The organism is Kribbella sp. NPDC043289 (assembly GCF_056436705.1).
Window position 1 is genome coordinate 124,946 of record NZ_JBWKCB010000004.1, and the last position, 13,427, is coordinate 138,372.

A 13,427-nucleotide genomic window follows, 5' to 3' on the forward strand; every position below is an offset into this window, starting at 1 on the left:
GTCAGGGAGCGGTGATGACGCCGACCGGGAGCACCTTGACGGTGCGGTGGTGCTTGGTGCCGCCGAGTACGACCTGCCGGAGCGCGACGTTGTTCTTCGTGCTCGACTCGTAAAGCCGGTGCTCGGGGTTGGCGGTCACCTGGACGTAGTACGTGCCGTTGGCCAGGTTGGTGATGTCGAACGACTGACCCGGCAAGGTCTGCACGTAGGTGTCGCCGGAGCCGACGTCCAGGACTTCGCGGACCGACAGCGAGCTGTGGTCGCCGCACGCGGTGTGCAGGTCGGTGTTGTCCGGGTGCCAGTTCGCGTTCTTGACCGTGTAGTCGATCGAGTCCGTCGCGGCCAGACAGAACGCCTCCTTCTGGCTGCGGACCACCTCGGTCTGCCGCGCGTTCAGCAAGCTGTAGCGGGCGAAGTCGGTGAAGTGCCAGTGATTGTGGCCCTCCCGGCCGTCCCACTCCAGCGTGCCGGTGTTCTGGTACCCGACCTGCTTGCCGCGGGCATCGTAGAAGTACTGGTACGCGTCCATCAGGTCCTTGCCCTGCCGCCGGAACCCGTCCAGCACCAGCGGCGATGGGCCCGCGTTCCACACGGTCGCCGAGAACTGCAGGAAGTCCTTGTTCGCATCCGGCGTACCGGCGTCACCCGGCGCGACCTCGATCCCCCACGCGGGCACCGGCCGGAGGTCCGGCTTCGGGCCGTTCGGTATACCAGCCTTGCCCGTCGGTCGAGCCGCGTTCGGCTTCAGCGCCACCGAAGTCGCAGCAGCCGCCTTCCGACCGCCGACGCTGTCACCCTTCTGCACAGTCACGTTCAGAGCGACCGTCGAGTCCTTCGCAGAGATCTTGAAGAAGTCCCGGTACGCCTTGTTCACCGAGACGACCGCCTTGTACTTGCCTAGAGCAAGCTTCGCCGGAGCCCCATCGGTGAACGTCTGCGCCGACCAACCGGTCTGTAGCCCCCAGACCGCCCCCTGCGTGAACGGATTCGCCGTACAGCCGTCCGGGTACGGCGACGTCGCCGGCGCATCCGGGCGGGTCCGGGACCCGTCACCGTTCAGGCAGACCGTCTGGTCCTTGTCCACGACCTTCTTGCCCGCCGCATTGGTCAACGTGATGTGCAGGAACTTCCCGAGCCCGGAGAAGTCCGTGACCAGCCCCTTTGGCAACTGCCGCACCGCCTTGCCGTGCACGTACTGCGTCGCGACCACAGGCGACGCGTACGACGCCCGCGTCGCGCGCACCTCGATCGGTGCATTACCCGCCACCACATGGGTACCGAGATCAAGATCGACGCCGTAGTCCTGGACATCGGTCAGTGTCACGTCGATGCTTCCGGCAACCAACTTCAGTGGCGGCCGCGCGACCGTCGTACCCGACCGGCCGCTGGTGGCCGCCGATGCGCCGGTGGCCGCGAGTGCGACCAGTCCCGCTGCCCCTGCCACGGCGACCGCCGTCCGGCCGAGCCTGTATGCCTTCACGATGATGAAACCCCCTCCTGCACCCGCCGGCGTCCTCACGAGCCGGCCTCTTGCTGGTACGACGACTCGGCGGCGGACCGAAGTTGATCAAGGTTCCATGGCAGTACTGTCACGGGAGGTCAGGGAAAAGTCACCGTGGCTGAATACTTGACTGCGTAAATTAAGCACACCTAGGCTCGGCGAGGTCCGCTCACTCCTCCCCCGGAGGACCATCACATGTCCTTGAGACGCCGCACCACGTTCGTGCTGGCCGCCGTCGCCCTGGTGTCGACCGCAGCCGCCACCGCCCCGGCCGATGCGGTCCAGGCCAAGACCCCGCCATCCGCCCCACAGATCAACCAGCAAATCGCTGCCAAGCCCTACATGGGCTGGAGCAGCTGGAGTCTGCAGTCGACCAACTACCCGGGTGTGAACCCCGACGGCCCGGGCAGCTTCATCAGCGAGAAGAACATCCTCACCCAAGCGAACGCCCTGGCCACGAAGCTCAAGCCGTACGGCTACGAGTACATCAACGTCGACGCCGGCTGGCAGGACGGCGGCGACGAGTACGGCCGTCCGGTCGCCAACGCGAAGCGGTTCCCGCGCGGGATGAAGGCGGTCGGCGACGACATCCACAAGCTCGGCCTGAAGTTCGGCATCTACACCGTCGTCGGCCTCGGCACGGATGTGTACCGCGACGGCAACACCCCGATCTTCGACGCGCCCGGCTGCTTCACCCGCGACATCGTCTACCCGGACCTGCGCAAGACCAACGGCTGGGACGCGGCGTACAAGATCAACTACGCGAGCCCCTGCGCCCAGAAGTACGCCGACTCGATCGCCAAGCTGTTCGCGTCCTGGGGCGTCGACTTCATCAAGATGGACGGTGTCGGCCCCGGCTCCTGGAAGGGCGCGCCGGACGACCCCAACCACAACAACACCGAGGACATCGAGGCGTGGTGGCGCGCGGTCCAGAACGCCGGCCGCCCGATGATGTACACACTGTCCTGGTCACTCAGCCACCGGTACGCCGACGTGTGGAAGGCGAACTCGAACGGCTGGCGGATCGACACCGACGTCGAGTGCTACTGCGACACGATCGTCAAGTGGGACAGCTCGGTGAAGGCCCGCTGGTGGGATCTACCGCAGTGGATCGACGACGCCGGCCCCGGCCACTGGAACAACCTCGACGCCCTGAACGTCGGTGTCGGCGCGATGGACGGCTTGACCGACGCGGAACGCCAGAGCTACATGACGTTCTGGGCGATCAACTCGGCACCGCTGTTCGCCGGTGACGACCTGACCAAGCTCGACGCGTACGGCCTCAAGCTGCTCACGAACCGCGAGGTCATCGCGATCAACCAGTCCGGCAACCCGGCGCGACCGCTGAACCAGGACCAGCTGCAGCAGGTCTGGTACGCGCAGAACGCCGACGGCAGCACCACGGTCGCGCTGTTCAACCTGGCGGACTCCCCCGCCACGGTGACCGGCAACTTCGACCAGCTCGGGATCGGCGGCAAGGCGACCGTGCGCGACATCTGGGCGAACCAGAACACGCGGGACGTCAGCGGTTCGGTGAGCGCCGAGCTGCCCGCGCACGGGTCGAAGCTGTACAAGATCACGCCGGGCAACGTTCCGGTGAGCATCCCGGCGGACGTGACGGCGACCGATGCAAGCCGGACGACCGTGTCGCTGAACTGGCGGCCGAGCGCGGGCGCCACGTCGTACCAGGTGTTTGCCAATGGCAAGCAGGTGGCGACGACCACGAAGCCGAACGCAGTGGTCGGTGGTCTCGCGGCGCAGACGCAGTACACCTTCACGGTCAAGGGTGTGAAGGGCGGTCGTACGTCGGAGCCGAGTGCCGCCGTGACGATGTACACCGCGAAGGCCGGTGGACCGGTGCGGTACGAAGCAGAGGCACCGACGAGTACCCGGACCGGGAACGCGGGCGTCTCGGACTGCAGCCTGTGTTCGGGTGGCGCAAAGATCGGCAACATCGGGTACGGATCGACGGTGACGCTGAACGGCATCACGGTGCCGGCGACCGGCACGTACCTGGTGAAGATCGCGTACACCGACGGCGACACCAGCCGGCAGAGCATGCTGACGGTCAACGGCGCCGACAGCTACTGGGTGAACTACCACGGCCTCGGCGACAACGACTGGGGTACGCCGCAAGTCACCTACCTCCCGGTGAAGCTGACCGCGGGATCCAACTCCCTCAAGATCAGCAACCCGAACGGCTACATCGCCGACATCGACTGGATCACCGTGTAACCACCTGACCGCGGGACCGGCTCCACCAGGGCCGGTCCCGCGTTTTACTGGACGTATGAGCGCCTATCCCGAACCACTGATCCCGCCGGGTGGCACCGCACCGGTCCCCCGGCGGATCCGCGCACTGCTCGACGACCGCGTCGTCCTGGACACCACCGACGCGATCTACCTCTGGGAGTTCCCGCCGTACCCGCAGTACTACGTCCCGCTCGCGGACGTCGCCGACGGGGTGCTGACCGACACCGGCGAGACCAGGACCTTCGAGCACGGCGTCGCGCGCGTCCACACGGCCGGTACGGGAAAGGCCTGGGTGTACGACGACGGCGTCGCAAAGGACCGGGTCCGGTTCCAATGGGACGCGCTCGACAGCTGGTTCGAGGAAGACGAGGAAGTCTTCGTCCATCCCCGCAACCCGTACTCGCGGGTCGACGCGATCAAGTCGACGCGGCAGTACCAGGTCTCCTCCGACGGCGTACTGCTGGCTGACTCCTCGTCCATCGTCATCGTCTTCGAGACCGGGCTGCCGCCGCGCTACTACTTCCCGCGGACGGCCGTCCACCTCGAACACCTCACCGAGACCGAGACCGTCACCGCGTGTCCGTACAAGGGCCGGACCTCCGGCTACTGGTCGGTGCCGTCGGTGCCCGATGTCGCCTGGTCGTACGACTTCCCGACCGCGAACCTGTTGCCGATCGCCAACCACATCGCGTTCTTCAACGAGAATGTCGACATCACCGTGGACGGCGTACCGCAGGAACGGCCGGTCACACCGTTCTCGAACCCAGGTCAGCGACCAACCGATGGAAATGTGGACACTCGGTGAAGTCCGGGGCCTCACATCTCAACGCGTGATCGAGCAGTCGCTTGGATTCCTGTGCCTGCCGGATCTGCTCGTCGAGCAAGGCGTCCTGCTCGACGAGCACGGCCCGGCGTTCCGCGCCGCCGGACGCGTCAAGCATCCGGCGGATCTGCGCGAGCCCCAGGCCGGCGGCCTTCGCGCGCTGGATCATCACCACGCGCGCGACCTGCGAATCGTCGTACTGCCGGCGACCCGCGACGCGGGACGGAGCGAGCAGACCCACGTCCTCCCAGTGCCGCAGGACGTGGGTGGCGAGCCCGCAGCGGGCAGCGAGCTCGCCGATCGTGAGCATCAGATGCCCGCGGTGGTGGCGCCGTCCATCGTGATGATCGACGCGGTGACGTAGCTGGCCAGTGGGGACGCGAGGAAGATCGCGACGTTCGCGACCTCCTCGGGTTCGCCGACGCGACCCATCGGGATGTCGCGAACCATCTCCGCGAGCAGCTCCTCCTTCGGCCGGCCGGTCGCCCGGACCGCGGCCTCGAGCCCTTCGTCCACGCGCGTCGTCCGGGTCGTGCCGGGGTTGATCACGTTCACCCGGACGCCCTGCCCGGCGTACGCCTTCGCGTAGCCGACCGACGCCAGCATCAGCGCCGCGTTCGCCGCGCCGCCGCCGATGTGCAACGGGTTCGCGGCGCGACCACCCTGGCCGACGACGTTCACGATCGCGCCGCTCCCGCGCTCCGCCATTCCACGGATGACGGCCTCGGTCGCGTGCATGTACGTGAAGTACTTCGCCTCCATCGCCGCGTGCAGCGCCGTACTGTCCAGCTCGTCGACCGGCGTCCGTCGCGCCGCCCCGGCGCAGTTGATCAGGATGTCCGGTACGCCGATGCGCTCGAAAGCGGCCGTGGTGGCGTCGGCGTCGGTCAGGTCGACCGCCTCGACCTGGAACGTCAGGTCCGGCAGTTGCTGCTGCGCTTTCGCAAGGTTGGCCGGGTCACGGGAGAGCCCGGTCACCATCGCGCCTTCCCGCGCGAGCGCCGCCACACAGGCGAGGCCGATGCCTTTGCTGGCACCGGTGACCACGGCCGTCTTGCCCGAGAGTTGCAGGTCCACTCACTTCTCCTCGACGTCGATGTCCCGGGCAACGAATTGGAATTGTCGCTGTTCCGGCCTTGAACGAATCAGTACGATGGGTAACCAGATCGACACTCTTTGTTTCGACGCCTGATGCCCGAGCTGTAGGTCGGGTCTGGTGTCCCAGCGCCGTAGCGAGCAGGTGCTGGGACACCAGACCCGACCATTCCCAGAGCACCCGACGCCGGAGGACTTTCCTCGTGCCGACCACCCATTCCCCACCTTCTTCCAGTGAACGCATGTCCAGGCTGCGTTCGCATTCCTCAGCAATTCTCCATCACGACCTGCCGGCCTCGCTGGTGGTGTTTCTCATCGCGATACCGCTGTCGCTGGGGATCGCCGCCGCGTCCGGCGCCCCGCTGATCGCCGGCCTGGTGGCCGCTGTCGTCGGCGGTGTCGTCGCCGGCGCGCTCGGCGGCTCCCCACTCCAGGTCAGCGGCCCGGCCGCCGGTCTGACGGTCGTCGTCGCCGGACTGGTCAGCCAGTTCGGCTGGGCCGCGACCGCTGCCATCACGTGCGCCGCCGGCCTCCTGCAGATCCTGCTGGGCGTCACCCGCATCGGGCGGCTGGCGCTCTCCCTCTCACCCGCCGTCGTGCACGGCATGCTCGCCGGGATCGGCGTCACGATCGCCGTCCAGCAACTGCACGTCGTCCTCGGCGGCAAGGCCCAGAGCTCCCTGATCGCGAACGTCGCCGCACTCCCGGCACAACTGATCACCCACCACGGGCACTCAGTTGTAGTCGGCGTCCTGACGGTCGCGATCGTGCTCGCGTGGCCGCGGATCCCCAAGGTCAAAGCGGTTCCGGCACCACTTGTCGCCGTCGTCGCGGTGACCGCGCTGGCGGCGGTCGCGATGCCCGACGTGACGCGCGTCGACCTGCCGGACAACCCGTTGCAGAGTCTGATCATGCCGGCGATGCCCGAGGGCACCCCGGTCGAGATCATCACCGCGGTGCTCACGGTGGCGCTGGTCGCCAGCGTCGAGTCGCTGCTGTCGGCCGTTGCCGTGGACAAGCTTCATCGCGGCAACCGGAGCAACCTCGATCGCGAGCTGATCGGTCAGGGCGCCGCGAACGCGGTGTCCGGCGCGCTCGGCGGGATGCCGGTCACCGGCGTCATCGTGCGCTCGTCGACCAACGTCGCGGCCGGCGCGCGGACCCGGGCGTCCTCGATCATGCACGGCCTGTGGATCGCCGCGTTCGTGCTCGCGGCCGGATCGATGCTCGAACTCATCCCGATGGCCGCGCTGGCCGGCGTACTGCTGGTCACCGGTCTGCGACTGGTGCAGCTCGCCCACATCCGCACGCTCCGCCGCCACGACGAGTTGCTCGTGTACGTCGTGACCGCGGTCGGCGTCGCCGCATTGGGACTGGCCGAAGGTGTGCTGCTCGGCCTCGTCCTGGCGCTCGTCCGTCTGCTCTACCGCCTCGCGCGAGCGACCGTCACGGCGACCGAGTCGAACGACGTGTGGACAGTGCGGATCCGGGGCGCGCTCGTGTTCCTCGGGGTCGCGTCGCTCGTGCGCACCTTGCGGTCGATCCCCGCCGGGGCGCACGTCCGCGTGGTGCTCACCGTCGATCATCTCGACCACGCCGCGCACGAGGCGATCGAGGACTGGCAGCGCGGGCACATCGCGCGCGGCGGTTCGGTCGAGATGCACCGGCCGGGGTCGGGTCAGCAGGTGTCGATGCTGGACGGCGTCCGCGAGTTCGAGGCGACGGCCGATCAGATCCGGCCGCTGCTGGCGAAGCTCGCGGCCGACGGACAGCAACCGGAGCACCTGTTCATCACCTGCGCGGACTCCCGGATCGTGCCGACGATGATCACCACCAGCGGTCCGGGTGACCAGTTCTGCGTGCGGAACATCGGCAACCTGGTGCCGGCCAAGGGATCGAACAGCAGTTCCGTCGACGCCGCGATCGAGTACGCCGTCGACGTCCTCGGGGTGAAGTCGATCGTGGTCTGCGGACACTCCGCGTGTGGCGCCGCCGCGGCCGCGCTGGCCGCGGACGTTCCCGAGGGCTCGGGTCTGCAGAGCTGGCTCCGGCACCTCGAACCATCGGTACGCCGAGCCTTCACCCTGCCCGACGTCGTCGACCCCGCGAGCGGCGTGAAGCTGTCCCCCGCGGACAAGCTGTCGGTCGCGAATGTCGCCGTACAGCTGGAGAATCTGCGCAGTTTCGAGTGTGTCCGCAAGGCCGAGGATCAGGGCCGGCTCGAGCTGATCGGGCTCTGGTTCGACATCGGCGCGGCCGCGGCGCGCCTGGTCGTCGACCAGCCGCCCTTCCTGGTCCGCGCCGACGACGAACTGTCGAAGATCAGGAGCAGCGGTACGGCGAGCGCGATCGCCACGAACCCGTCCAGCCAGTAGTGGTTGGCGGTGACCACGACGACCGTGAAGGTGAGCAGCGGATGTGCGACCCACAGCCAGCGCCACCGTGATCTGGTCGCCCGGATCAGGAACACCGCGATCATCAGCGACCAGCCGACGTGCAGGCTCGGCATCGCGGCGAACTGATTCGCGACACCGGAGTGCGTGCTTGGTCCGTAGACCGACTGACCGAGCAGTACTCCGGTGTCGACCCAGCCCGGCATCATCCGCGGCGGCGCCAGCGGGAAGAACATGTGCCCGATCAATGCCAGCCCGGTCAGCGAGGCGAGCGCCCAGCGCGCCTTCCCGTACGCGGCCGGGCGTCGGATCATCAACCACAGCAACACCGCAGCGGTCAGCGGGAAGTGCACGCTCGCGTAGAACACGTTCGCCGCGCGGGCGAGTCCGTCGACCTGCAGCGCGTGGTGCTGGATCGTCGCCTCGCTCGGCAACCCGAGCCAGGCCTCCCAGCGGATCAGTTCGTGCGCGTGCTTGAACGCCGTACCCGAATGCTCCGCCGACAGGAACCGGCCCAGGTTGTAGACGCCGAAGAGCAGTGCGAGCAGTGCGATCTCACGGACGATCCGCCAGAACCCACTGTGCCCACCTTGTCTCTGGCCCAGTTCCGGGAGCGTGGGCTGCCCCACCCGGTCCAGAGTCACCTGCGCCATGCCGACCCCCAGCTCAAACCGAACGCGCGTTCTCTGAAAATCCACCCTGCGCCTGGGATCGCCCGCAGATCAAGAACGGTCATTCGTTTTCCGATGTGATCCTTGGCACCATTTCAAATTATCGCAATATGCTGATAGTTGCGAAGAATATGAAGCACCTCACATCGCGAGAAACTCGGTGGCGATGATCGTCCTGCGGCCGGAAGGATCGGCGTACCGATCAAGACGGAGGTGGCGTGGTGCGGGCATTGTGAGCGTGTTCATCCGGTGGACCTGGATGCGCGCGGTCCTGCACAACGGATGGTGGCTGGTCACCAGCGTCTACCTGGTCGTCGACGCCGGCCTGTCCCCCGCCCAACTGGTGCTGATCGGGTCGGTGCAGAGCGCGTTCGCGCTGGTCTTCGAGATCCCGGCGGGCGTCGTCGCGGACACCATCAGCCGCAAGTGGTCACTGGTGATCTCCCAGGTCCTGATGGGTACGGCGATGCTCGCGACCGGGCTCTTCGAGTCGTTCCCGGCGTTGCTCGCGACCCAGGTGCTCTGGGGAATCTCGTGGACTTTCGCAAGCGGCTCCGACGTCGCGCTGATCACCGACGAACTCGACGGGCCGGACCGGATCAACGGTGTGCTGGCCCGCGCCGCCCGGGCCCAACTGACCGGTGCCGCCACCGGCCTGGTCGTCACGGCGGACATCCGAGCCACGACGCACTCGTTCCTCGCGCAACTCGAGTACTTGGGCGAGATCGTCTGCGGCGTCACGATCTCCACGCTCGCCGGACTCACCTCGGTGTCCATGGCCCTCACGGGGTGCGCGGTCCTCTTCGCGGCGACCGCCGTACTCATGCGGTTCCCGACCCGGGAAGAGGCTGTCACCAGGTGATGGTGGTCCGGGCCGGGTCGGCGGTGACGTCCACTTGCGCGCCGTCGGGAATTGCGTCGTACGACGCGACCGCGACCGGCAGGTGCAGGTCGTAGAGTTCGGCGGCGATCAGGGCCCCGAGCGGGATGATCGTGTCCGGGCGGGTCAGGATGATGGCGGCGGGGGGCCGTGTGCGCACGGATCTGTTCGGCGAGGACGCTGGAGGCGGAGCTTGAACCGCGGCCGGACTCCATCAGCAGAACGCGTCCGGTGAGGATCGCGCCGCACTGCGGATGATGCGCGTCGACGATGCGGCCCTGGTTGTCGGTGCCGCCCCAGAACGACAGCGGGGCGGTGAGTCGGATGGGAACGCCGGTCGCGGTGCCGGGGTGCAGGGTGCGACCAACGATCATGCGAGCACCACGCGGCCGGCGCGAGCCGAAGCGACGCACTCGGTCAGCGATCCGAGCACCGCGGACACGTTGATGTTCCCGGGAGCGTAGTGCGCCCACTTCGCCGAGTTCGTCATCACGTGCTTCCAGTCGGGCGACAGAATCGCGGTGACATAGGTGCAGGTGTCGACGACCACTGTCACGCCGGCACTCTCCAGCACCCGCAGTACGCCGTCCGCGATCAGACGGTCCCGCGTCACGCGAGAAGTCGACAAGTAGAACGGCACCTTCAACGGTGGCCCCACCACCAACTCGGCCAGCCGAACGCACTCGTCGTACGACGCATGTGGCGTGCCGACACTCACCGCATCGAGCTCGGTTCCGACCGCCGACAACTCTCGCCGTACGCGCTGCAACGTCTCCACCGACACCACGCGCACCGGCAGCCCATCAACAGACGCCGGCGCTTCCGGCGTCACCCCGACCACATGGAACAGCGCGACTCCCCCGGCCGACGCGGCGGCCGCGCCGAGGGCCTTCAACGCGTCCTCGCCGACATCGTTGGGGATGCCAACCAGTACGGGGATCTCGGCCCCGACCACCGACCCGATGTGGTGTCCGAGCAGCGGGTACGCGAGTTCGGACCGCAGGAAGTCACCGAGCCGTCGGCAGTCGAACACCACGGTCCCGCGGCGCGCCTCGGTCGTCTGCAACCCGGCGTACGGCGCTCGTCCGGTGATCGCCGCGCAGACGTCGAGAAAGTCGCCGTACCGATCCGTCCGCGCGCCGAGCACCGAGTTCGCGAACACGATCGCGTTGGACTCCGCCCAGGCGATGTGCTCGCCGAACGCTGGGCGATTCGGCAGCTGGTACGGCGCGCAGGTGAACGTCGGCGTGCAGCCGAGTGCGACGTACGCCGCCATCAGTTCCCGGCCCGCCGCGGCGAGCTCCTGATCGCGAACGAGCCCTGGATGGATGAGGTCCATCGAGCCGACGTTCAACGTGGTCGGGACGCGCACCGTCGCGCCCAGCTCGACCAGACGCTGCGCGAAGTCGAGACTGACCTGACCGTGGTACAGGCAGGAGTCGACGTGCACCGAAGTGATCTCGACGAGCCGCGGCGCCTCCGAGATCCGCGCCTGACCGACGATCACCCGCATCGCGAGCGCCACGCCGTCCCCGTCCCGACCGCCGAGCATCGCCTGCTCGTCGGCGGTCAGGTGGAGACTCTGCATACCTCGAAACTAGCGGACCTGCAGCACTCATCAACCACGCTGGGCGCGGCACCGTCACGCTCAGCACCGCTGACGACCGGCGCGATTGGCGAGGTTGGTGAGTGCTGGCGGTCCGCGGTCCTAGACCGTCTGCCGTCGCGACGCGACCAGGACGCCCGATTGATAGCCGTCGGCGCGCAGGAGTTGGCCCGGGGTGACGTCCAGGATGTCGATGCTGACCGACGCGCCGAGGTCCTCGGAGCTGATCGGCCGGTCGTCGAGGTAAACGTCGACGCGATTGATGCCCTGCACATCGATCGCGACGGTGAGCGTCGTACCGTCGAGCGAGGTCTTCAGGTCGAGCCGGCGGACCGGCATCGCCGCGAGCAGCGCGCCGGCCTTGTTCAGCAGGTCGACATTGCCCTCGAGCAGGTCGGCCCGGGTCATCCGGTGCGTCTCCTGCGGTTTGACGCCGAGGTCCTCGACCGGCGTCCCGGCCAGCTTGCCGACCCGCAGGGTACGCCGGATCGCGACCCGCAGGTTCGCGCCGTTCGGCAGCGCGACGTACGGCGAGGTCTCGTCGGGTGGCGGCGGTTCGTTCAGCAGCTGCGCGAGCAGACCGTGCGTCCAGACGTTCGCGCCGCCCGCGCCGGTGTTGTCGTCGACGCCGAGGATGGTCCCGATCTCGTGGTCGGCGAAGCCGGCGCAGAAGATGTCGGTGGCCGAGTAGACGCGGGCGTCGGTGATCAGCACCACCGGGCCGTGGTACGTCTGACCGAGGTCGTTCGCGCCGTCCTCGGGCGTGATCGGCTTCGCGGCGGAGTACTGCGCGCCGGTCTCGATCGCGAGGTCGAGCGAGTCGAACCACGGGCCGAGGTCGATCCCGGACGGGTTGTCCTTGTGCCGCCGGCAGATCCGCAGGTTGAGCGGCGTACTGATGAACTGGACCGGCTCCGGCGCGACGCGCCGCGGCGTCATCGTCTGCAGGGTGAACTCGCTGGCGTAGATGTGCCCGCCGCCGTTGTCGCGGACGTCGACGACCAGGCCGTTCTGCGGCAGCGCGGTGGTCAGCCGGACGAACTCGTCCCGGAACGCGACCGGGTCCTGGACGCTGAACGTGAAGATCCGCAGATGCCCGAAGGTCCCGTACGGCGTGGAGACCTCGCGCGCCCGGAACACGCCGGGCATCGTGGTCGGCAGGTCCGCGCCCTCGACCGCGGCCGGCGTGGCGAGTTCGACCGAGCTCCGGCCGCGTTCGAGGTCGACGACGTCCCGGACGTACAGCGCCTTCTTCGCGCGGGACTTCTCGTCGGAGTCGAGGTCGAGACCCATCGACGCCGAGGCCACGCTGACCGCGTCCAGGTCCGTCATCGGTGGCAGGTTCGCGGTGACCTTCCACTGCTCGCGGAGCTCCTGGTTCGAGCCGTCGAGGCCGACGTACGTCAGCGTCACCCAGTCCTCGTCGGGCGGGGACTGGATGATCAGCGGCCGGAGCGTGAGCGACTCCAGACCGCGGGCGAGGTTGGCCGCCTGGTTGCTGCCCGCGAAGACGGCGCCGTTGAGGGCGACCGCGCGAGCGATCGGCGTACCGTTCCAGTGCGTCACCTCGGCGCCCGCTCCGAAGTGCGGCGCCTGGTAACCGGTGACCGTACGCGTGACGAGGTAGTGCTCGCCGCCGGTCTCGTCGTAGCACTTCTCGATCAGGAACGGCAGGTAGGCGACCATGCCGGCGAACGGGACCGGCAGCAGGTAGTTGGTGTGCAGGTCGCGGACCGAGTGGAAGGTGCTCGACATCTCGCGATGGAACAGCCACTCGGCCTCCATCGTGTCGGGCGTCTGGCGGGCCAATCGGGCGCGCATGACGCGCAGCCGTTGCAGCGGGTTGACGGCGTGCATCGCGATCTTCAGCGGCAGGTGCACGTAGTTCTCGCTCAACAGCAGCAGCGCCTGGTCCACCAGGAGCCGGCGCTGGTCGAGGGTCAGCGTTCCGGCCGAGTCGAGAAAGTCGGCGAGCGGAACAGCGGCGACCGGCACCGCGGCGGTCGGCCGCGGCGCCGCCGCCTCGTGCACAGCGGCAGAAGTGCTCCGCCGTACTGCGGTCTTCCGTGCTGCGAGCTTCTTCGCCGTGGCCTTCTTCGCTGCGGTCTTCTGCGCAGCGGTCAGCTTCCCCGTGCTCTTCATCGTGCGTGGTTGCGACATGGTTCCCCCATTGCGGCGGACCCTCCCCAGGGCCACGAATCCCTC

10 protein-coding genes and 2 pseudogenes are annotated in these 13,427 nt (G+C 68.1%); 4 read left to right on the top strand and 8 right to left on the bottom strand.

What is annotated here, in order from left to right; genetic code table 11:
• Position 1: 1 nt before the first annotated feature.
• Positions 2–1,480, bottom strand: a complete 1,479-nt coding sequence (locus AC0662_RS24915) for a lysyl oxidase family protein (protein WP_452198113.1) — start codon at positions 1,478–1,480, stop codon at positions 2–4.
• Between the two features lie 216 nt (positions 1,481–1,696).
• On the opposite strand from AC0662_RS24915, the gene AC0662_RS24920 reads away from it, so the two are divergent.
• On the top strand, positions 1,697–3,736 hold the full coding sequence (locus AC0662_RS24920; protein ID WP_478303560.1) for a fibronectin type III domain-containing protein: 2,040 nt from the start codon (positions 1,697–1,699) through the stop codon (positions 3,734–3,736).
• A gap of 55 nt (positions 3,737–3,791) precedes the next feature.
• Positions 3,792–4,559: a DUF427 domain-containing protein gene (locus AC0662_RS24925; RefSeq protein ID WP_478303562.1), complete on the top strand. Its 768-nt coding sequence runs from the start codon at positions 3,792–3,794 to the stop codon at positions 4,557–4,559.
• Here AC0662_RS24925 and AC0662_RS24930 read toward each other — a convergent pair.
• A complete protein-coding gene (locus tag AC0662_RS24930; RefSeq protein ID WP_478303564.1) occupies positions 4,501–4,887 on the bottom strand; it encodes a MerR family transcriptional regulator in 387 nt (128 codons plus the stop codon). The genes AC0662_RS24925 and AC0662_RS24930 overlap by 59 nt on opposite strands.
• Entirely contained in the window at positions 4,887–5,654 is a 768-nt protein-coding gene (locus AC0662_RS24935; RefSeq protein WP_452198119.1) for an SDR family oxidoreductase, read from the bottom strand. Before AC0662_RS24935 ends, AC0662_RS24930 begins: the two co-directional genes overlap by 1 nt.
• Positions 5,655–5,914: 260 nt before the next feature.
• Here AC0662_RS24935 and AC0662_RS24940 point away from each other — a divergent pair.
• Positions 5,915–7,867, top strand: a pseudogene (locus AC0662_RS24940) (SulP family inorganic anion transporter); the annotation flags it as partial.
• 14 nt (positions 7,868–7,881) lie between these two features.
• Here AC0662_RS24940 and AC0662_RS24945 read toward each other — a convergent pair.
• Complete coding sequence (locus AC0662_RS24945; protein ID WP_478303566.1) at positions 7,882–8,718, bottom strand: phosphatase PAP2 family protein; 837 nt, start codon at positions 8,716–8,718, stop codon at positions 7,882–7,884.
• A 250-nt stretch (positions 8,719–8,968) separates the two neighbouring features.
• Between AC0662_RS24945 and AC0662_RS24950 the strand changes: the two genes are divergently transcribed.
• Positions 8,969–9,598 carry a hypothetical protein gene (locus tag AC0662_RS24950; RefSeq protein ID WP_478304223.1) on the top strand — a complete coding sequence of 210 codons (630 nt, stop codon included), beginning with the start codon at positions 8,969–8,971 and terminating at the stop codon, positions 9,596–9,598.
• Here the strand turns inward: AC0662_RS24950 and AC0662_RS24955 are convergent.
• The 4 genes and pseudogenes from AC0662_RS24955 to AC0662_RS24970 all read right to left on the bottom strand — a co-directional run bounded on the left by AC0662_RS24955 (position 9,588) and on the right by AC0662_RS24970 (position 13,364).
• A complete protein-coding gene (locus tag AC0662_RS24955) occupies positions 9,588–9,776 on the bottom strand; it encodes a hypothetical protein (RefSeq protein ID WP_478304225.1) in 189 nt (62 codons plus the stop codon). The two genes, AC0662_RS24950 and AC0662_RS24955, sit on opposite strands and share 11 nt — an antisense overlap.
• A 40-nt stretch (positions 9,777–9,816) precedes the next feature.
• Positions 9,817–9,990: pseudogene (locus tag AC0662_RS24960) on the bottom strand (aconitase X swivel domain-containing protein); the annotation flags it as partial.
• Positions 9,987–11,204, bottom strand: a complete 1,218-nt coding sequence (locus AC0662_RS24965) for an aconitase X (RefSeq protein WP_478303568.1) — start codon at positions 11,202–11,204, stop codon at positions 9,987–9,989. The gene AC0662_RS24965 and the pseudogene AC0662_RS24960, both read right to left, overlap by 4 nt.
• Before the next feature lie 120 nt (positions 11,205–11,324).
• Positions 11,325–13,364: a S41 family peptidase gene (locus AC0662_RS24970; RefSeq protein WP_478303570.1), complete on the bottom strand. Its 2,040-nt coding sequence runs from the start codon at positions 13,362–13,364 to the stop codon at positions 11,325–11,327.
• Positions 13,365–13,427 lie beyond the last annotated feature (63 nt).